General features: G+C 61.8%; 17 protein-coding genes, 1 tRNA gene and 3 pseudogenes. 8 read left to right on the top strand and 13 right to left on the bottom strand.

All coding sequences use genetic code 11. The features are described 5' to 3' along the window. Window positions 1–13 precede the first annotated feature (13 nt). Entirely contained in the window at window positions 14–490 is a 477-nt protein-coding gene (locus RO07_RS20645) for a nitrate reductase associated protein (protein ID WP_039405382.1), read from the bottom strand. 489 nt (window positions 491–979) lie between these two features. Between RO07_RS20645 and RO07_RS20640 the strand changes: the two genes are divergently transcribed. From RO07_RS20640 to RO07_RS20630, 3 genes are all read left to right on the top strand, one after another. Next, entirely contained in the window at window positions 980–1,279 is a 300-nt protein-coding gene (locus RO07_RS20640; RefSeq protein ID WP_147284600.1) for a hypothetical protein, read from the top strand. 14 nt (window positions 1,280–1,293) lie between these two features. Further along, window positions 1,294–2,247 carry a hypothetical protein gene (locus RO07_RS20635; protein WP_147284601.1) on the top strand — a complete coding sequence of 318 codons (954 nt, stop codon included), beginning with the start codon at window positions 1,294–1,296 and terminating at the stop codon, window positions 2,245–2,247. 119 nt (window positions 2,248–2,366) lie between these two features. Continuing rightward, window positions 2,367–3,260 carry a DMT family transporter gene (locus RO07_RS20630; RefSeq protein ID WP_039405376.1) on the top strand — a complete coding sequence of 298 codons (894 nt, stop codon included), beginning with the start codon at window positions 2,367–2,369 and terminating at the stop codon, window positions 3,258–3,260. Window positions 3,261–3,285: 25 nt separating this feature from the next. On the opposite strand, the gene RO07_RS20625 is transcribed toward RO07_RS20630, so the two are convergent. The 5 genes from RO07_RS20625 to RO07_RS20605 form a co-directional block, all read right to left on the bottom strand. After that, entirely contained in the window at window positions 3,286–4,110 is an 825-nt protein-coding gene (locus tag RO07_RS20625) for a DUF4088 family protein (RefSeq protein WP_039405374.1), read from the bottom strand. A gap of 486 nt (window positions 4,111–4,596) precedes the next feature. Further along, the gene (gene egtD / locus RO07_RS20620) at window positions 4,597–5,610 is read right to left on the bottom strand and encodes an L-histidine N(alpha)-methyltransferase (RefSeq protein ID WP_039405372.1); all 1,014 of its coding nucleotides are present in this window, start codon (window positions 5,608–5,610) and stop codon (window positions 4,597–4,599) included. Beyond that, window positions 5,610–6,881, bottom strand: a complete 1,272-nt coding sequence (gene egtB / locus RO07_RS20615; protein ID WP_084072730.1) for an ergothioneine biosynthesis protein EgtB — start codon at window positions 6,879–6,881, stop codon at window positions 5,610–5,612. Before egtB ends, egtD begins: the two co-directional genes overlap by 1 nt. Window positions 6,882–7,191: 310 nt before the next feature. Then, a complete protein-coding gene (locus RO07_RS20610; RefSeq protein ID WP_052266758.1) occupies window positions 7,192–7,521 on the bottom strand; it encodes a chromate transporter in 330 nt (109 codons plus the stop codon). Next, complete coding sequence (locus RO07_RS20605) at window positions 7,518–7,721, bottom strand: hypothetical protein (protein ID WP_147284602.1); 204 nt, start codon at window positions 7,719–7,721, stop codon at window positions 7,518–7,520. The genes RO07_RS20610 and RO07_RS20605 overlap by 4 nt, the downstream gene beginning before the upstream one ends. Before the next feature lie 93 nt (window positions 7,722–7,814). On the opposite strand from RO07_RS20605, the gene RO07_RS20600 reads away from it, so the two are divergent. Together RO07_RS20600 and RO07_RS26650 are read left to right on the top strand one after the other, a co-directional pair. After that, a tRNA-Leu gene (locus RO07_RS20600) sits at window positions 7,815–7,899 on the top strand. Between the two features lie 508 nt (window positions 7,900–8,407). Continuing rightward, window positions 8,408–8,734 (top strand): annotated as a pseudogene (locus RO07_RS26650) (late control protein); the annotation flags it as partial. A gap of 159 nt (window positions 8,735–8,893) precedes the next feature. On the opposite strand, the gene RO07_RS20585 reads toward RO07_RS26650, so the two are convergent. Further along, window positions 8,894–10,039, bottom strand: a complete 1,146-nt coding sequence (locus RO07_RS20585) for a hypothetical protein (RefSeq protein ID WP_147284603.1) — start codon at window positions 10,037–10,039, stop codon at window positions 8,894–8,896. A 1,065-nt stretch (window positions 10,040–11,104) separates the two neighbouring features. Between RO07_RS20585 and RO07_RS26645 the strand changes: the two are divergent. After that, window positions 11,105–11,435 (top strand): annotated as a pseudogene (locus tag RO07_RS26645) (late control protein); the annotation flags it as partial. A gap of 61 nt (window positions 11,436–11,496) precedes the next feature. On the opposite strand, the gene RO07_RS20575 reads toward RO07_RS26645, so the two are convergent. The 5 genes and pseudogenes from RO07_RS20575 to RO07_RS20560 all read right to left on the bottom strand — a co-directional run bounded on the left by RO07_RS20575 (window position 11,497) and on the right by RO07_RS20560 (window position 15,420). Beyond that, window positions 11,497–12,003, bottom strand: coding sequence for a hypothetical protein (locus tag RO07_RS20575; RefSeq protein WP_218919077.1), 507 nt, complete (start codon window positions 12,001–12,003; stop codon window positions 11,497–11,499). Window positions 12,004–13,139: 1,136 nt separating this feature from the next. After that, window positions 13,140–13,208: pseudogene (locus RO07_RS26960) on the bottom strand (hypothetical protein); the annotation flags it as partial. 22 nt (window positions 13,209–13,230) lie between these two features. Then, on the bottom strand, window positions 13,231–13,572 hold the full coding sequence (locus RO07_RS26955) for an addiction module antidote protein (RefSeq protein WP_174556328.1): 342 nt from the start codon (window positions 13,570–13,572) through the stop codon (window positions 13,231–13,233). After that, window positions 13,569–13,910 carry a hypothetical protein gene (locus tag RO07_RS20565; RefSeq protein ID WP_039405358.1) on the bottom strand — a complete coding sequence of 114 codons (342 nt, stop codon included), beginning with the start codon at window positions 13,908–13,910 and terminating at the stop codon, window positions 13,569–13,571. The genes RO07_RS26955 and RO07_RS20565 overlap by 4 nt, the downstream gene beginning before the upstream one ends. Before the next feature lie 655 nt (window positions 13,911–14,565). Next, window positions 14,566–15,420: a GNAT family N-acetyltransferase gene (locus tag RO07_RS20560; RefSeq protein ID WP_039405355.1), complete on the bottom strand. Its 855-nt coding sequence runs from the start codon at window positions 15,418–15,420 to the stop codon at window positions 14,566–14,568. A 439-nt stretch (window positions 15,421–15,859) separates the two neighbouring features. On the opposite strand from RO07_RS20560, the gene RO07_RS26165 reads away from it, so the two are divergent. Next, the gene (locus RO07_RS26165; RefSeq protein ID WP_147284604.1) at window positions 15,860–16,285 is read left to right on the top strand and encodes a YncE family protein; all 426 of its coding nucleotides are present in this window, start codon (window positions 15,860–15,862) and stop codon (window positions 16,283–16,285) included. Window positions 16,286–16,443: 158 nt separating this feature from the next. Continuing rightward, complete coding sequence (locus RO07_RS20555; RefSeq protein ID WP_147284605.1) at window positions 16,444–17,127, top strand: YncE family protein; 684 nt, start codon at window positions 16,444–16,446, stop codon at window positions 17,125–17,127. A 77-nt stretch (window positions 17,128–17,204) separates the two neighbouring features. On the opposite strand, the gene RO07_RS20550 is transcribed toward RO07_RS20555, so the two are convergent. Further along, window positions 17,205–18,062, bottom strand: coding sequence for a LysR family transcriptional regulator (locus RO07_RS20550; RefSeq protein ID WP_039405348.1), 858 nt, complete (start codon window positions 18,060–18,062; stop codon window positions 17,205–17,207). Window positions 18,063–18,154 lie beyond the last annotated feature (92 nt).

Below are 18,154 nucleotides of genomic sequence, written 5' to 3'. Positions count from 1 at the left end.
TGGCGGGTACGGCTCAGAGTTCGGCCTGCGTTTGCGCGAGCCCGAATTCGAGCATGGCCGGCACGAAGCAGTGATTGAGCGTATCGCGGCGCGAGAGCTTCGCGAGCACGTAGCGCCGGAACGGCGTGAGCGTGGCCCAATCGCCCATGTCGGGCGGCAGCAGGTCGGCCATCTCGCATTGCCTGAGCAGGCCCGGGGGCAGGGCATTCGTGTCCTGCCACGCGGTGGACGCGGGGTCGACGCTGCGCTCGACCGCCTTGCCCAGATGGGCCTGGGCGATCTCGTCGAGGCGCGCGGCGAAGTCGTCGTCGCCCGGCACGCACGATGCGAGCGTCTCGCGCGCCTCCTGCGGCAGGAGCTGCCAGTCCGCCAGCGACAGGTGCCGGCCGTTTCGATCCAGATTGAAGCGAATCGCCATCGTGATGAACTTCAGGTTCTCGCAGGCTTCGATCTCGAAGACAAAGATCGGCAAACGCTGGTAAAGGTGCATGACTGATACTCCTCGTGTGGCGGCGTATGGTGCGCAATCGATTGTACTCGCGGCGTGTCGGGCGTTACGCCTGCGATACCGCGACGGGATGATCGTCGTGACAGAAAGCGTGGCGTAGCGATTCGGCACGTCGCTGCGTAAATCGGAGCGCGTTCCTGGCGCTTTCAGTGTCAGCCGTTTGGGAAGTGTCTTAAAGTTGCATGGCTGCGAATGGTGGCGAATGGCGCCGAAATCCGTCGCCAAGCGATGTGATGAGGCGCGTTTGCCCCGTCGCCACGCCCTCTGCCGATCCGTGGCGAGATTCCTTTCTCCGCGTCGTTGTGAATAATCCTAGAGTCCCAAAGCCTTCCGCAAGCGCCGCAGGCTTTCTAAGGTAGACGTTTTGCCCGTCGCGCCGACGAGGCGCCTGTAGCGATCGACTGCCTTTCAGGGCACCGCTGCCTGCGTCACTTTGCCTCGTCGCAAACGCTGCATTCGTCAGGAGCCGCCATGCCTACTCGCCCTTCCTCCATGCCGTTCCCATTCCTGCCCGTCGTGCTGGCGTCGCCGCCGGCATCACGGGCGCGCACGTCGTCGTCTTCCGCGAGCGAGTCACGGGCGGATCGCGCGGTGAAGTCCGATGGCGCGGGCACTGCGAATGGGGGCAGGACGCGCGCCGGCCAGCGTACCGGCGCCGTGGCGACGCCGCCGGGCCTGGATGCGGCGGCCGCCAATGGCGAACTACGTGTGGAGGTCGTTCGCCGCATCGCCCGAGAAGACGTGACGTTGCTCGGCGCGATCGTTCGATGAGCGCGGCGTCTGCCATGCCGGAAGGATCTTGCGCCACACAGGCCGCCCACCCGCCGGGTAGCGCCGTCTGGGCGATGACGTCGCCGCACGCGCAGTGGGCATGCGAGGCGAAGGCCGTCACCGTGTCGTCGTTCGAGGTCTCGTGCACGCTGCACGGCGCGCCCGCCGAGGTCGTGCCGTGGCTCGAGCGGATGCAACATGGCGTGCTGCTTGCCGAAGCGCCGGCGTCGGGGACATGGCTGGCGGCGCTCGTGGACGAGGAACTGGTGCATCTGCTGCCTGCCACGCATCCCGATGTGGTCCCGGCCTTCGAGCGAATCTGCGATGCGTGGGTGCGGGGCATTTTCGCCGCGCCGTTCTGGGCGCGGTTCCTTGTCGGGGAGTCGAGCGACATCCAGGTGCTGGCGTTTCTGGCGCAGTTGTACCATCGCGCGGCGGGCGCGGACGTCCACAACCGGATCGCGGTCGAGCGATGCACCGATGCCGCGCTGCGGCCGTTGCTGTTGCGTCAGTATCGCGAGCAACGCGGGCAGGCAACCATGCTCGCCGCCGGTTTGCTGCGCTGCGGTCCCGCGGCACGCACGTTCCTCGACAGCGGTGCGTTCGACGCCACGCACGCGTTGGTCGACTTCATCATCGACGCGGCCGGCGACATGCCGACCTACGTGGGATGTCATTCGCTCTGCCAGGCGCCGGCGACGTTGCGCGCCGCGAGCGAAATCGAAGCCCAGTTCGATGCGCTCGCGCAGCGCTATCCGTCGGCCGCCGACGGCTTCGCCGCGGTGTGCGCGCATGCACGGCACGACGCGAGCGTATGCGGCGGAGCGCCGTTGCTCGCGCAGTGGCTCGAAGAAGCGGGCGTGCCGGACGCGGCGACGCGGCTGCGCATGTTGCGCGGCGCCCGTGGCGTTGCGGCCGCCTATCGGGAGATGTTCGAAGCGCTGCATCGGCTCGACGACGATATGTGAGTAACTGAGCGATATCCGAGCCAAGCGCCCGGGCATGCCCCCGAACGGGGGATGGGACTCGTATAATGGCGTCCCAACGGCGGGGGCGGTTGCGGCTTCGCGCCGTCTGTCCCCCGACCATGACAACCCATCTCGCCTACCTCGCCGCGCTCGGTGCCGCCCTCTGCTGGGCCTGCAGCGGCATGATCGCCATCACGCCTGTGCGTCAGGCCGGCTCCTTCCCGTTCAACTATGCCCGCATGCTGCTGGTCTTCGCGATGCTCCTCGTGGCGCTCGCGGTGCTGCGCGGCTGGCCGTCGCTCACGCTGGAGCAGTGGCTGCGACTCACGGCGTCAGGGCTGATCGGCATTCTGGTGGGCGACACGATTCTCTACACGTCGCTCGGCCGGCTCGGACCCCGACGCAATTCCATCGTCTTTGCGACGAATGCGCCGATGACGGCCATGCTCGGCTACTTCTGGCTCGGCGAGGCGCTGGGCTGGCAAGCCGTGGCGGGCGTGGCGCTGGTGACGGCGGGTGTCGCGATGGCGATCGCGTTCGGCGGTCGCCGTGAGGATGCGCATCACTGGGAGTCGGTGCGCGGCGATGTACGCATGGGCGTCGCCATCGGCCTGACGGCGGCGTTGTGTCATTCGATCGGCACATTGATCGCCAAGCCCGTCATGGCGGCGGGCGTCGATCCGGTGGGCGCGTCGGCGGTGCGCGTGGGCGTGTCGGCGCTCGGACTGACGATCATCGCGGCGCGTCGCGGGCGCGCCATTTTCTCGGCGTTCACGCCGAGTACGCTGGCGCTGACGGCGGTGTCAGGCTTCGTCGGCGTGGCGCTTGGCATGACGCTGCTGCTCTACGGCATGGGCCACGGCAACACGGGCGTCATCGCGACGCTGTCGGCGACCACGCCCGTCATGGTGCTGCCGCTGCTGTGGATTCGTACGCGTCAGCGTCCGGTGGCCGGCGCCTGGTGGGGGGCGCTGATCGCCAGTGCCGGCGTGGCGCTGATCTTCAATCGGTGAGCCGGTGCGGCGCGGGGTGCGTGACTTATCGCGTGAGCGGCGATTGCAACGGGTCGGCGGGCTGACGCTGGATGTCGGGCGCGGCCGATGACGATGGCGCCGGCGGCAGCTCGGCACGGGGGCGCGCCGGTGTGAGCAGGCGGCGCAGCCAGGCGGCCAGGCGTTCGAGCACGCTCGGGTCGTCGTTGAACAGTTCCGGACGCAGCACGCGCAGGTAGTCGAGAATCTGTTCGGCTTCCTGACTACCGACCGAGCCATAGATCACGGCGAGGTCGAGCAGTGCGCGCAACTCGCCGAGTCTTTCCCGCGCGAGCAGCGCGCGGGCGGTTTCCACGGCGCGCTTGGCGTCGAATACGCGCTCGCGCAGCACCGAGGCCGTGCGCCACGCGGGCGTCTGCAGCGTGGCTTCGAGCGTGCGCAAATCCTGCACGGAGCTCACGATCTGTCCCGCGAGCGATTCCACGATGCGCTCCTCTCCCTTCGCTTCGCGCACGATGCCTTCGGCCCAGCGGCTGGCCTGACGGGACATGTCTTCGCGCGTCCATTCGGGGCGGGAGACGAAATAGAAACCGTGCTGGCGTGCCTGGTTGAGGATGATCGAGACGACGTCCGGGAACTGCTTGTCGAAGGTGCGCTTCGCCCACGCGTAGTGGCCGCCCGCGAGTAATTGCGCGACGGCGGCCTCGGTCAGCGGGACGGTGCTGTCGAGCAGGCGGGCGCGCAGGAAGTCGTCGAAGGGCGGGGGCGTGAAGTGACGATCGACGGCGGCGGAGATGCGCACGAAGGCGTCGAAATCCTTCTTGAGATCGGCGAGGGCGGCGTCGGACAGGGTGAGGGCAATACGGCTCATCGTAACGGACTCCCGGCCACTGCAACGATGGCGCGGGGCCCGCGCATGCGCGAGCCTGCGTCGGCCCGTCGGGCGTCCGCCTGAGTGCAGCGGGCGGGAGGCGCAGTCGCCGAAGCCCGTGCCACGTGCATCCCCATTGCGCGTGAAGTCATGTGCAGCGATACGTGTAATCGGTGCGCTGCGGTCGTTGCCGCGCGCTGTGAAGACGGCCTCCGATGTACCGCGCAGCGTCCCAGCATGCGTGGCCTCATCTGGCACTATTGGCGACGATTCTGGCGTATGCATTGCCAGCGAGTCACCGCGTCCCGGCCGTCTCCTTGCGGAAGTCACATGAGTTTTCCCGCAAGCCGCACGGCATGGGCCTGCCTGCTTAACGGCATATCGGCGCAGAACTTTAGCGATCCTGTCGTTATTTTTCGTCAATGCACCATCGTGGACGCCGGTGGGCGACGCCGCATCCGGCGCCGCCCCCGACGTGGCGCGGCATCAGAGGGTGTTGGCCGTTGCCGCGGGACGCAGCAGGTACACGGCGAAGCGCTCGCGGGCGTCCAGCCAGACCCGCTCCACGTCCCAGCCGGCGGAGCGGGCCAGCGCGCGGAACTCGGTCTGACCGTACTTGTAGGAGTTCTCCGTGTGGATGGACTCGCCGGCCGCGAAGTCGAAGCGGCGGCCAAGCACCGTGGCCTGGAACGGACGCTGTGCCACGAGATGCATCTCGATGCGGCTTGCGTTCGCGTTGAAGCGCGCTTCGTGGCGGAAGGCGTCGAGCGGCAGGTCGCCGTCGAGTTCGCGGTTGATGCGGGCGAGCACGTTCAGGTCGAATTCGGCGGTCACGCCGCGCGCGTCGTCGTAGGCGGGCAGAAGGACGGCCGGATCCTTGCAGGCGTCGACACCCACGACCATCCGGCGCCGCGGGCCGAGCATCTTGGCCACGTGGGCAAGGAAGGCGGCCGCCTGTCCCGGGGCGAAGTTGCCGATCGTCGATCCGGGAAAGAAGCCCAGACGGGGCCCCTGGCCTGGCGTTTGAGCACCCGCGGTGTCCTGCAACTGGGGCGGCAGATGGAACGGTCGGGTGAAGTCGGCGCGCACGGGCAGTATCGGAATGCCGGGGCAGCGGCGGGCCAGGGCGGCGACGGCGTCGTCGAGAAAATCGTCCGCGATGTCCACCGGCACGTAGGCGCGGGGCGTGATGAGCGCGTCGAGCAGCAGCGGTGTCTTACGGCTCGAGCCGCTGCCGAACTCGACGACGACGGCGTCCGGTCCGACGACGTCGGCGATGGCCGCGGCGCACTGGGCGAGCAACGCGGTTTCGGTGCGGGTCTGGTAGTACTCGTCCAGGCCGGTGATGGTTTCGAAGAGTTCGCTGCCGCGCCGGTCGTAGAGCCAGACGCTCGGCAGCGACTTGGGCGTATGACCGAGCCCGGCGAGCACATCGGTGGCGAAGGCGTTCGCGGGCAGTGACGGACAAACGAACGCCGTGGCTTGGGTGGCTTGCGACATCAGCGGTCCTCCGCGAGCCTCAGGCCGCAGAATTGCCAGCGCTGATGCGGGTAGAAGAAGTTGCGATATGTGGTGCGTGCATGGCCGGGTGGCGTGGCGAGCGAGCCGCCGCGCAGCACGAACTGGCCGCACATGAATTTACCGTTGTATTCGCCGACGGCCCCCGCTGCGGTCCGGAATCCCGGGTAGGCGACGTACGGACTGGCCGTCCATTGCCATACCGGGCCGAAGCACTGCCGCATCGGTGGGTTCGATGACGACGCCGAGCCGTTCGCGGTGTTCATGGCAGCCATGGCCGCCGTGGCTGCCACCTCCCATTCCTGTTCCGTCGGCAGACGTTTGCCTGCCCAGCGTGCAAAGGCGTCGGCCTCGAAATAGCTCACGTGCTGCACGGGGGCGTTGTCGTCTACCGGTCGCATGCCCGCGAGCGTCATCGACTGCCATTCGTCGTCGTGCAGTTCCCAGTAGAGGGGATGTCCCCAACCTTCGCGCTGCACCGTTGCCCAACCGTCGGAAAGCCAGAGGCCTGCCATGCGGTAGCCGCCGTCCTCGATGAACGAGCGCCATTCGCCGTTCGTCACCACGCGTGATGCGATCGCGAACGGGCGCAGCAGGATGTCATGTGCAGGTGTCTCGCAATCGAACGCGAAGGCCTCGCCGGAATACCCGATGCGATGTTGACCGCCGTCATGGGCGATCCATTGCAAGAGGCCCGCGTCGTGCATGGGGACGGAAGGGGAGCGATGTGCGGGACGCAGCGGATTCTGCGCGAAGAGATGCAGCAAGTCGGTGTGCATCAATTCCTGGTGCTGTTCCTCGTGATTGAGGCCGAGCGTGATGAGATCGACGACATCGCGCGGCAGATCGGCGTGCAGCAGTGTTTCGTGCATGGCGGCGTCGACGTGGCTGCGGTATTGCAACACCTCGTCGAGCGTGGGACGGGTGAGCAAACCGCGCTGCGGACGTGGGTGGCGCGGGCCGGCCGCTTCGTAGTACGAATTGAAGAGATAGGCGAAACGCGGATCGTAGGGACGGTAGCGCTTGCCCGAGCGCGCGCTCCATTCGGTCAGCAGAAACGTCTCGAAAAACCACGTGGTGTGCGCGAGATGCCACTTGATGGGGCTGGCGTCGGGCATCGACTGCACGGTGGCGTCGGCGTCCGACAGGCCGCGTGCGAAGGCGGTCGATGCAGCTCGCACGACATTGTAGCGTTCGGGCAGCGTCTGGGCGCGGCGCGCTTCGCCGGGAGGTGCGGCGAAGGGGGCGCCCAAAGGCTCACTAACAGGAGCGCCAACGGGCGAACCTGCGGACGAACCAAAGGGCGCCCCGAGGGATGCGCCGTTGGCGGGACCGTCGCGTGTAACGCGTGCGGGTGAGCCACTGAGAGAGGTGCCGGAGGGCGCCTCGGCTTGCGACGTACAACAGGGGAGGGTCATGGGGACACACCGTGTTGTGAAACGTGCTGCCTATTGTAGACCCGTTGCCTGGCTGGCGTGTGACGGTTCGTAACCAGGCTTGCGGGCTGCCGGAAAGGTGGTTTACGCCTGCCGACGCGAGGTGGGCGTGCCGATCGGGCGAGGCTTACAGCAGCCAGCCGGTGAGCCCCAGGAGGCTGCCACCGGCGATGAGCCAGAGCGGGTTCCAGCGGGTGCGCAGCGCGATGAAGACGGCAGCGAGCGTGACGAGCCCCCGAGCAGCGTTGATGTCTACCTCGCGTGCAAGCACGGCACTACTCGCGGCCAGCAGGCCGACCGTGATGGGGGCCAGGCCGGCGCGCACCGCACGCACCCATGGCGATTGCTCGTGGCGATCGACCCATCCGCCCACGAGATAGGCGAGGAGCGAACTCGGGGCGCATTTGGCGAGGGTGGCGCTTTCGTCAGTTGGACTGGGTGTGGCGGGTTGCGTCACGATTGTCCGTTGCCGACCGAGCCACGAAATTCGTGTTCGAGGCGCACGACTTCCTGGGCGACGAGCGCGATGGCGTTACGGATTTCCATGAGCGCGACGTAGAGGGCCTGCGCGTTCTGGGGGGATTGCTGGGCGACATCGTGCGCGGCGGCTTCGATGGCGTCGAGCGACAGGGCGATGCGGTCGAGATTCTCCAGCATGGGATCGATCTCCATTGACGCGCACGGGATGTGCATACCTCCATCATACCCAACTGACGTATCCCGGTGGGGGATGTTAAAATGCGTGCCCTTGCCGGGGTGATGAAATTGGTAAACATAGCGGACTTAAAATCCGCCGCCTTCGGGCTTGCCGGTTCAAGTCCGGTCCCCGGTACCACCAGGGCTTTAAGCCTACTCAAGCCAAGCACTGCAAACCCTATTATTTCAAGGGTTTGCGTGCGATCTTCCCTTCCCGACGCGGTGCCATAACGTAGCCAGAAATAGCTGTTTTTGCTACTCAGCGCACCGGATTTGCACCGGAATTTGCACCGGGAAAAAATGGCGGCATACATCAAACGGGATGGGGGGCAGGCGCAAGTGCGCCTCTACGGGGGCAGCGTCTCGAAGAGATTCGCCAGTCAGGCCGATGCGGTCGCATGGGCCACGTGCACCGAACACGACATCAACGTCGGCAAGATTACGCCCGGCACAAAGCACACGCTTGCGGACGCGTTCCGCGAGTATGAGAAGCGTGCTTCCCGTCGGCTTTGCGCACGACGCAGCCGATCGGCTGGCTTGCATCGTACCGTCAAGTTGCAAGAGGAATTTCGACGCTTGCATAACGCAGGCGATTTCGCTGCGGAAAGCCGCAGCGCAAGCGATTGTCGGAACCGAGCGAGTGCGCAAGCGCAGCGTGCAGCGTCGACGCCGTCGTGCCTCGGGTCGATCGGTTTGGCGAAAGCGACTTGCATTTCGTCACGCGGTTGGCGCGCATGTACGGTGCGACGGCGAAGGCCGGAAAGCTCATCGTGACCCTTCGCGGAGCTGGCAAGAGTGCGAGCGGCAAGCCATTGCCAGCGATCACGCTGGCCCGTTCCGACGTCGGGCATTCCGAGGTGTCGCTTCCCGACCGGGCATCGTTTGCGGCGGTATGCACTAAGGTGCACGACGCGAGGACCGGAAAGAAAATCGACCTCGTTATCCCGAATCCTGACGCTCCGCCGGGCGGATCGCTGTGCACGGCACACGTACGCCCGGCGAGATACTTGTGAGCGTGTACACAGACTGCTCTCGCGCGAAGGGGCGTGTCTTGCGTAGCGGTGTCCCAACGCGACGTTTCCAGCTGCCATCTGCATAAGGTAATTATGCATTGTGTTAGCCACGAGTTCTCACTAGTCGACTTGTGAATGACTTTTTCGCTGCGCGAGCCCTTGAATTTTTCGCAGCCCGACCGATATCCCCTCCTCGATCCATTTGAGCCGTGCTTCGCCGCGAGGGGTCGTCGGGGTACCGTTGGCCTTGAAAAAGTGTCTCAGTGCGCGATGCTTGACATTCAATATCTTCTCGGCCACCTCTTTGAGCCCACCCTTCGGCCACTTTCCCGCTGAGCCTAGTTGCGCGCACTCTAGCATTTTTTCGTCAGTGAGCTTCTCTTTGCTGTCCCCGTAGACTACATCGTGGCCATCCGCTCTCAGGTCGCCGTTTGCACGAAAGTAGTTCTTCAAGATTTCCTCGTCGATACCGTACTTCTTGGCGAGACCTTTGCGCCCGCCCTGTTCCTTGAACCATTTTTTGCCGCCGTGTTCGCCGTGGGCCTTTTTCTGGGCTTCCATCTGGGCGTGTATCTCCTTCACGATCTCGTCAGTTGGCAATTTACAAGCGATTTTGGCCGGCGGCGGCATCGAAGTACCATCCGTTACACTGCTTGCGTCCTGTGGCGCCGAACGCTTTTGCGCTTCGCTTTGCGAAGTTTCCAGTATCTTCTGTTCGATCCGTTGGCGCCGACTTTTGTGGGGAGGCCTCTTCGGGGTACCGTTGGCCGTGTAATAGTTTTTCAGTGTGGTGTACTTGACATTGAACTTCTTGGCCACAGCTGGGACCCCATCCTTCGGCCATTTTCCCTCTGAGCGTAGTTGCTCGCACTGTTGCAGTATTTTGTTAGTGACCGGATTTTTGCTGGCCCCGTTGACTACGTCGTCGCCCTCCGCTCTCAGGGTGCCGTCCTCACAAAAGTAGTTATCCAAGGCTTTAACGTTGATACCGTACTTCTTGGTGAGACCTTCGCGCCCGCCCTGTTCCTTGAACCATTTTTTGCCGCCGTGTTCGCCGTGGGCCTTTTTCTGGGCTTCCATCTGGGCGTGTATCTCCTTCACGATCTCGTCAGTTGGCAATTTACAAGCGATTTTGGCTGGCGGCGACATCGAAATACCATCCGTTACACTGCTTGCGTCCTGTGGTGCCGAACGCTTTTGCGCTTCGCTTTTCGAGGTTTCCGGTGTTGTGAGAGCAGATGGTCGGTGGCCAGAGTTCGGCAGCATACTCGGCTCATACGTGCCCTCAATCGGGCGCCGAATGCTCTCCGGGTTTTCGGGGCGGGGTGGGGGTTGGTCCGGCGTGGGCTGGTAATCGGGGTCCAATTCCTGAATTATTTGTGCGAGCTCACCTGGCTCGGGGCTCCGTGTTTGTAGACCCCACCTCGACGGCATACCGAGCTCATACGTGCCCTCAATGGCGTGCCGAATGCTCTCCGGGTTTTCGGGGCGGGGTGGGGATTGGTTCGACGTGGGCTGGTAATCGGGGTCCAATTCCTGAATTATTGGTGCGAGCTCCTCTGGCTTGGGGCTCCGTGTTTGTAGACCCCAAATCGATGACATATCGAGCATCTCTGCGCCCTGCGGTGCCTGTCGGCTGGTTTGTAGGGAGGCGGGGGGCGACGGTAGCTGGACCGAATTCGACGACGTGCTGCATATTCTCTGCATGTCCTGAAGCGCCTGTCGAGTCGGGGCCGAGGCTTCATAACGTACTGGCTCCCAGTCCTCGCTCCATGGCATGCCGGATGGCCCGGCGGCCCTACCCACAGATCGCAAATTAACACCTAACGCGGCACCCACGTGTGCATTCTGCGGAAGCTGCGTCGACGTCATCATTTGATGGCTGAGGTTTGCTCCGACGCTGAACGTTTGCATCATGGTTTCGTATGAGGGAAATTCGGATCGTGGCGTAGGTTCGCACAACGTCGCTTTCTGCACTTGCAGAAAATGGCCAGCTTAGCCAGCTTGCCCCCTTTGAACGGATAGGTCGGTTTAGTAGTGCCGCCGCGTAGGGCTTGCATCGGAACAGGCCGATGCGGTCGCATGGGCCACGCACACCGAACACGACATCAACGTCGGCAAAATTGCGCCCGGCACAAAGCACACGCTTGCGGACGCGTTCCGCGAGTATGAGAAGCGTGTTTCCCCTCGGCTTTGCGCACGACGCAACCGATCGACTGGCTTGCATCGTACCGTCAAGTTGCAAGAGGAATTTCGACGCTTGCATAACGCAGGCGATTGCGCTGCGGAAAGCCGCAGCGCAATCGGTTGTCGGAACCGAGCGAGTGCGCAAGCTCAGCGTGCAGCGTCGACGCCATCGTGCCTCGGGTCGATCGGTTTGGCGAAAGCGATTTGCATTTCGTCACGCGGTTGGCGCGTGTACGGTGCGACGGCTACGGTGAAGGCCGGAAAGCTCATTGTGACCCCTCGCGGAACTGGCAAGAGTGCGAGCGGCAAGCCATTGCCAGCGATCACGCTGGCCCGTTCCGACGTCGGGCATTCCGAGGTGTCGCTTCCCGACCGGGCATCGTTTGCGGCGGTACGCACTAAGGTGCACGACGCGAGGACCGGAAAGAAAATCGACCTCGTTATCCCGAATCCTGACGCTCCGCCGGGCGGATCGCTGTGCATGGCACACGTACGCCCGGCGAGATATTTGTGAGCGTGTACACAGACTGCTCTCGCTAGCCGACTTGTGAATGACTTTTTAGCTGCGCGAGCCATTGAACTTCTTCCGGCCCGACCGGTATCACGCTTCTGACGTGTTTGAGCCGTGCTTCGCCGCGAGGGACCGTCCGTGTACCGCCGTTCAAGAAATAGTTTCCCAGTCCGTCGGACCTGACATTGAACATATCGGCCACAGCTTTGAGCCCACCCTTCGGCCACATTTTCTCCTCGCGTAGGAGGTCGCACCGTAGCAGTATGTCGATAGTGATCTCGTTTTTGCTGGCCCCGTTGACCATGGCTTCGCCAGGCGCTCTCAGTTCGCCGCGTCTATTAAAGCAGCTCCTCAAGATGTCAACCTTGATATCGTACTTCTTGGCGAGACCTGGGCACCTGCCCTCGTTCTCGAACCATTTTTTGCCGCCGTGTTCGCCGTGGGCCTTTTTCTGGGCGTCTATCTGGGCGTGTATCTCCTTCACGATCACGGCATTTCGCGATTCCCGAGCGATTTTGGCCGGCGGCGGCATCGAAGTACCATCCGTTACACTACTCGCGCCCTGTGGCGCCGAACGCTTTTTCGCTTCGCTTTTCGAGGTTTCCGGTGTTGTGAGAGCAGATGATCGGTGGCCAGAGTTCGGCAGCATACCCGGCTTATACATGCCCTGAAGCGCGAGCCGAAGGATCTCTGGGGGGTGGGGTGGGGGTTGGTCCGACGTGGGCTGGCAATCGCGCTCCGGCCCCTGCGTCATTTGTGCGAACTCATTTGGCTCGGGGTTCTGTGCTTGTAGACCCCACGTCGACGGCATACCGGGCTGATACGTGCCCGCAATCGAGTGCCGAATGCTCTCCGGGTTTTCGGGGCGGGGTGGGGGGTGGTCCGAGGTGGGCGGATAATCGCGCTCCAATTCCAGCACTATTTGTACAAGCTCATCTAGCTCGGGGCTCCGTGTTTGTAGATCCCAAATCGATGACATATCGAGCATCTCTGCGCCCTGCGGTGCCTGTCGGCTGGTTTGTAGGGAGGCGGGCGACGACGGTTGCTGGACCGAATTCGACGAGGTGCTGCATATTCTCTGCATGGCCTGAAGCGCCTGTCGAGCCGGGGCCGAGGCTTCATAACGTACTGGCTCGCAATCCTGGCTCCATGGCATGCCGGATGGCCCAGGGGCCCTACCCACAGATCGCAAATTAACACCTAACGCGGCAACCGCGCGTGCATTCTGCGGAAGCTCCGTCGACGTCATCATTTGATGGCCGGGGCGATTTGCTCCGACGCTGAACGTTTGCATCATGGTTTCGTATGAGGGAAATTCGGACCGTGGCGTAGGTTCGCACAACGTCGCTTTCTGCACTTGCAGAAAATGGCCAGCTTAGCCGGCTTGCCCCCTTTGAACGGATAGGTCGGTTTAGTAGTGCTGCCGCGTAGGGCTTCCGAGTTCAATGTGCGCCATTTGTGCACCTGAAGTTCACATGGGGGTGATTATTGTGAGTGTCGGATTCCGGTTCCCGGCACCACCCACCTCTCAAGAGGGAAGCGTTTGGGCCATGCGCACCGAACACCCATTAATGTCGGCGAGATCGCGCCCGGTAAAGGCACACGCTTGCGGATGCGTTCCGTGAATACGAAAAGCGGGTTTCTCCAGCGAGGCGTCGGAGTGCGTCGTTAGCGTGAGGTGTAGGCCAAGGGCGCTAACAACTTCACGATAGTGGTGAATTCAGGACTACCTTTGTCAGAGAGAGCGCGGTAGAGTGCCTCACGAGCGACGCCCGACTCTCGATTCTCGGGCTAACGCGCTCATTCCCCGCGCACGGACGACCGTGCTCAGGGCTTGCTGAATTTCACGCGAGTCTCCGCCTTCAAACGCGAACGACAGATAATGTCGAATTGTCTCGTCGTCCTTGAGCACCTCTGCGGCGTCAAACGCTTTCAATTCACTCAGTTTCATTTCTCCGTCCTCCAGCTCGTCGGTCAACTTCTTCGCACGCTTGATGTCTTTGGCTTGCGCCGTGCTTGTCTGGCATCCCTGCAAAGAACGCCAAGAAGCGGGCGTTTGGCTTCCGTTTTTCCGGCCAACCTCTGTCGGGCCGCGGCTCACATTGGCCTCGTGCCAGCCTTGCGGAGCCGGACTTCGCCGCGCAGGGTCAGGTGGCCATCGGCACGAAGGTAATTTCTCATTGCCGCAGCCCGGACGTTGTCCCGTCGGGCCACACCGTCGAGCCCACCCGCGGCCTTGATCCTCGCTTGACCCAGGGCTTTCCATGTTTGCAACATGGCGGCGGTGATCTTCACTTTTCTGTTCGACGCGCCAGTCTTTTGTCGAAGGATTTTGGCCGGGGGCGGCATGAAAATAGCCTCCCCTCCACTGCTTGCATCCTGTGGTGCCGAACGCTTTTCCGCTCCGGCACCGGCCTGCTGTGCCGATGCGGCGTCCATGTATGTCAGCACCCCCTCGACTATTCGCGCTGTTGCGGAGGGCGGCGGTCGTTGAATCGGGCTCGTCGGTATGTCGACCAACGTGTCGGCACGGGCATGCGGTTGCTGAGAAAGCGGCCACTGGCCCGCCAACCCCGAATCCCGTCCAGCGACTGTCGGTGTGTTGAGGGGAGGCAGGAGTTGGCTCAAGCTCCACGACCTACGAGACCATCCATCAGCCTGGCGTACTTCGCACACGTCGGCGCGAAGTGAGTTCGGTGGCGTTGACGTTGAGATCGTCACGGGAGGTCGCGCGCACAGCGCTCCAGCGCCGGAAATGGAATACATGGATTTTTCTCACGGGAGCTCTTTCGTTCGCGGCGTGCCGTAACCGTCGATAGTGCACCGCGTATATTTTTATTGTCACAGAGACTGCGCCATCCGCATTTGTACAAATCGCTCTTTTGCCATTGTGCAAATGCGGCGATGAGTGTTGTCGAAACTGTTTCTCTGTCGACCCAGTGGAGTTCTGAACGTTTTCGGGGGAGTGCGGCGTGTATGGAAAATGTTGTGGAAGGACTGCGGCGGGGCGGTACCAGTTGGCAGTCTTGCAGTTGCCTTCGGGACGAAGGCGGATACCGGATCCGCGCGGCATAGACGCTCCATCAGCCGCCCTTCACTTCGCGTCGGTCGGTTTGAGCAAGGGTTTCATCAGCGTTGCCTTTGTGTAGGCGAGTCTGAATCCCGCCCGCTCCGTGTTCCGGGCGCTGACGTTTTGCGCCCGTGCGGTGATGCTTGCCAAGGTGCATCCCGCCTCCCGAGCTGCTGACAACCTCGCACGAATCAGCACAAATTGAATGCCTCGACCACGATAGGCAGCGTGCGTGCTCGCAATGTGGAGATGCGCGATCTTTCCCATTGGACTCGCCATCACGCTCATACCCGCAGTCCCTGCGATGTGTCCGTCGAGTGTTGCGGCAAAGCACGTCGTATCCGTGCGTGCTGCTGCGATGACGGCGAGCGCCTCGAGCAACGCTCGCGGTCGAGGCTTGGCTTGCGCTTCGAATGCAGCCACGGAATGCGACACAAACGTGCTCTCCGAGACGGATCCGCCGCTCACGATTTCAATTCCGGTTGGGGGCGAAACTTCGACGTCATCGTCTGCCAGCTCCCGGACATAAGTATTGCTGAACGCGTTGGTCACATATCCGCGCTCCGATAAAACGGCAAGCGTCGAGGGGACCGCATGAGGGCATACATCGATTTCGACATCGAGGCCTCGTGCGCCGTATTCCGCTTCGAGTCGCGCGATCGCCTCATGGCTTACGGCGGCACCCATGCCGAGTCCCGTCACGTGATTCAGCTTTCGTCCAAAGGCACTGTCTGTCAATGCGGCGATCCCGCCGCAGACGTTCAATGCGCAAACGTCCTTTCGCTTCGTGACGCTGCGGAACGTTGCCACCTGTTGCGCCAAATGCTGCGCCTCGACAAGTTCCAGTGAATGGGCGACTTCCGGTCCGGTGAGAATCATGACAAGCACATTCGAGAAAGTCCGAAGATATGGAATTTACCACCGGCATATTTACTACGAATAGACGCCAAGCAGATACATGGATTGGCACACTCCGCTTCCACCGCCGTCACGCGAAGACCTTGCCGGGAAGGGCAAGGAATCCTGACATCTCGGTCTGCGTACTATTAGCTCTGATAGTTGGCTGTGGCCGGATCGTATGGTGTTATGCGATCAAGGTTGGGCATACATTCCTGCCCCAGGCTCAGGCGGAGGCAGCCGTCACGCCAATGATCCCAGAGCACTGCCCATTCCTTATACGGTTGGCGCCCACCATGACGCCCGCGACCGTGTTTCGACGGTCCGTCCGGGAAATTCTCCTTCACACCGTCCTTGACTGCGCCCGGCGACCCCAGAGCTTCATCAATTGTTTTTTCATAAGATTGAAAATGGAGAATATATGTCTGATTCCGCCAAGCCAGCAATCTCGCCGTTAGAGAATATCATCCTGATTCCAGCGTCACCCATTGCAACTGGAAGCAAGCCCTGGGGAGTGATGGTGGATGAAGAAAATTTCACTGTCTACGTTGCCAACTCGGGTAGCACAACCATAACGACAATTGATACAAGAAGTCAGCAACCGGGAGATTTGATTAACCTTCAACATTCCCCGGAAGCGATTATTCTTAATAAGCGGAGTCATATACTTTATGCTTTGAGTTTTAGTGCTTATGTCACTCCTGTCGATACACGAACAAACAAGCCAGGTGCGCCGTTGAGCTTGGAGGGGGGGGATGCTTATCCGGCAACGACCAGTATTACCTTGGATGAAAAAAAGATATTTTGTATGTGCCCGACTATTTTTTGGAGGTTATATATTGCATAGACTTGAAAACCGGTAAACCTCTACCTTATTCGCCTATACGAGTCCCATCGCAAATTCAGGATGTTTTGTTTGATGAATCCAATGACACGATATACGCGCTATTTGGAGCTCAGGAGGAGAGGGGGTATGTCATCCCTATAAACGCGAATAACCAGGCTATGGGGAAGGAGATCGACGTAGGTATTGGGCCTTGGACGATGGTGCTGGATAAAACCAATCACTATTTATACATATCAACCGCTGACGGCACGATTACCATCATAAATACCCTTGATAACACAGCCCACGTGCGCGCGATCAGTACAAACATGCTTGATATTACAGCGCTGGCTGTTGATGAGAAGCTTCAGATTTTATATGTATTGAATTTAGGGGATGTTCATAAGGACGGGACGGTTTTAGCCGTCAACTTGAACGCCCCGGATCCCAAGGTGGATGGTTGGGTGAGAATAGGTTTTCTGGCGGACGGGGTAGCGGTGGATCAACGAAACCATACCGTATGGGCAACCAGTCTGAACAGCAACACGGTAACCCCTATTCAGCCTAAGTTCTCCGACGTGCGCATCGTTCACCCCAGCGCGTATGGCGTGGTACCGGCCGGTAGTATTCGTTTCTCCGGGGTGGGGGAACCCGACTCTTCCATCCGCGTGACGGTAACGACGGCGAACCAGGCACACCGGTTGATTCTGCCATTGTGCTTCGTCGATGAAAAAACGCGTGAATGGGAGGTCAATGGAACCATCAAGGCTCCAGGGAAATACATCGCCACTGCGCATCAATTTGTGGGAAAGATCGAGACGTCGAGATACGTCGTTCGTTTTACCGTTTCAACCGACAGTTGAATCGTGGATGAGGCGCGAACCGTGCGCCAGCCGGTGAATGCAGAGGGGGGCTCGTGCGAGGAGGAGTGGAAGGCGGCTCAGCCTCGCACGGCTGCTCTGAAGGCAGCGGAAAGTGCTGCAAGCGCCTCGGCGGGACGCCCGCCTCTCACCCTCGAGTGAAGCAGGACCGGCAAGCGCGGCAAATCGGGAAGCCCCAGCTTGGCGCTTATGTCGATGGCGCCCAACGGCAGCATGCGGGGCGCCAAGGCGGCGACGCCGAGTCCGGCCACAACCGCCGCCGAGACGGCGGCGACGCCACCGCCCACGAAAACTTCTGTCCAGGGAATTCCCGCCGCATCCAGAAGCTGGCTCGCCATCGCCCGGACGCCGCAGGGTTCGGCGAGGGTGGCAATCGGCAGCGGCTCGCCCGCACGATACTGCCAACCCGGCGCGGCGAACCAACCGAATTTCTCTTCGGCAAGAATTTCACCGTCGCTGCGGCCGACATGCAAACGAACGATCACCGAATCGAGTTCTCGCCGGTCGAAACTCTGAAGCAGGTCGCCCGATGAGCCAATTCGAATTTCTATCAGCAGTTGCGGGTCCTGCGCGTTCATGCGCGCAATCAGCGCGGGGAGCTCGGGCCCGGCAACATGGTCGCTGATGCCGACAACGAGACGCTGTCGGACGCCAGTGAGTCCTGCCAGCGCGCGATCGTGTACCGCCAGGAGATCCCGGGCATGGTCGAGGAAGGCAATGCCTTGCGCGGAGAGCTCGACGTACCTGGGAGTCCGCTCCACGAGCCGGCAGCCCAGTCTCTGTTCGAGCCGTTGAAGCTTCAGGCTGACGGCTGCCTGCGTCGTTTGCATGGCTTCCGCCGCACGCGTGAAGCTGCCCAGGTCCGCGATACGGACAAACGCTTGAACGGCATCGAGGTCGAGCGGGCGCACTGTCATTTTTATTTGTTATTACTGATATTCCCAATCATATGTTGTGAATATAACAGAGGCCCCCTAATGTGAAACCTCTTTCAACGAAAGGGAGTTCA

The sequence above is a fragment of the Pandoraea pulmonicola genome (genome assembly GCF_000815105.2).
GTDB lineage: Bacteria > Pseudomonadota > Gammaproteobacteria > Burkholderiales > Burkholderiaceae > Pandoraea > Pandoraea pulmonicola.
The sequence above is the reverse complement of the archived record's forward strand: the minus strand, read 5'-3'. Positions and strand labels throughout refer to the sequence as shown.

Excerpts from the sequence above, each read along its gene's own strand:
- RO07_RS20640 (WP_147284600.1), top strand. The coding sequence starts at position 980 with ATGCCTACTCGCCCTTCCTCCATGCCGTTCCCATTCCTGCCCGTCGTG.
- RO07_RS20605 (WP_147284602.1), bottom strand. The coding sequence starts at position 7,721 with ATGCTGGAGAATCTCGACCGCATCGCCCTGTCGCTCGACGCCATCGAA.
- RO07_RS20625 (WP_039405374.1), bottom strand. The coding sequence starts at position 4,110 with ATGAGCCGTATTGCCCTCACCCTGTCCGACGCCGCCCTCGCCGATCTC.
- RO07_RS20565 (WP_039405358.1), bottom strand. The coding sequence starts at position 13,910 with ATGGACGCCGCATCGGCACAGCAGGCCGGTGCCGGAGCGGAAAAGCGT.
- RO07_RS20575 (WP_218919077.1), bottom strand. The coding sequence starts at position 12,003 with ATGCCGCCGCCGGCCAAAATCGCTCGGGAATCGCGAAATGCCGTGATC.
- RO07_RS20630 (WP_039405376.1), top strand. The coding sequence starts at position 2,367 with ATGACAACCCATCTCGCCTACCTCGCCGCGCTCGGTGCCGCCCTCTGC.
- RO07_RS20635 (WP_147284601.1), top strand. The coding sequence starts at position 1,294 with ATGCCGGAAGGATCTTGCGCCACACAGGCCGCCCACCCGCCGGGTAGC.
- RO07_RS20555 (WP_147284605.1), top strand. The coding sequence starts at position 16,444 with ATGGGGAAGGAGATCGACGTAGGTATTGGGCCTTGGACGATGGTGCTG.
- RO07_RS20585 (WP_147284603.1), bottom strand. The coding sequence starts at position 10,039 with ATGCTGCCGAACTCTGGCCACCGACCATCTGCTCTCACAACACCGGAA.
- RO07_RS20550 (WP_039405348.1), bottom strand. The coding sequence starts at position 18,062 with ATGACAGTGCGCCCGCTCGACCTCGATGCCGTTCAAGCGTTTGTCCGT.
- RO07_RS20560 (WP_039405355.1), bottom strand. The coding sequence starts at position 15,420 with ATGATTCTCACCGGACCGGAAGTCGCCCATTCACTGGAACTTGTCGAG.
- egtD (WP_039405372.1), bottom strand. The coding sequence starts at position 5,610 with ATGTCGCAAGCCACCCAAGCCACGGCGTTCGTTTGTCCGTCACTGCCC.
- RO07_RS26165 (WP_147284604.1), top strand. The coding sequence starts at position 15,860 with ATGTCTGATTCCGCCAAGCCAGCAATCTCGCCGTTAGAGAATATCATC.
- RO07_RS20645 (WP_039405382.1), bottom strand. The coding sequence starts at position 490 with ATGCACCTTTACCAGCGTTTGCCGATCTTTGTCTTCGAGATCGAAGCC.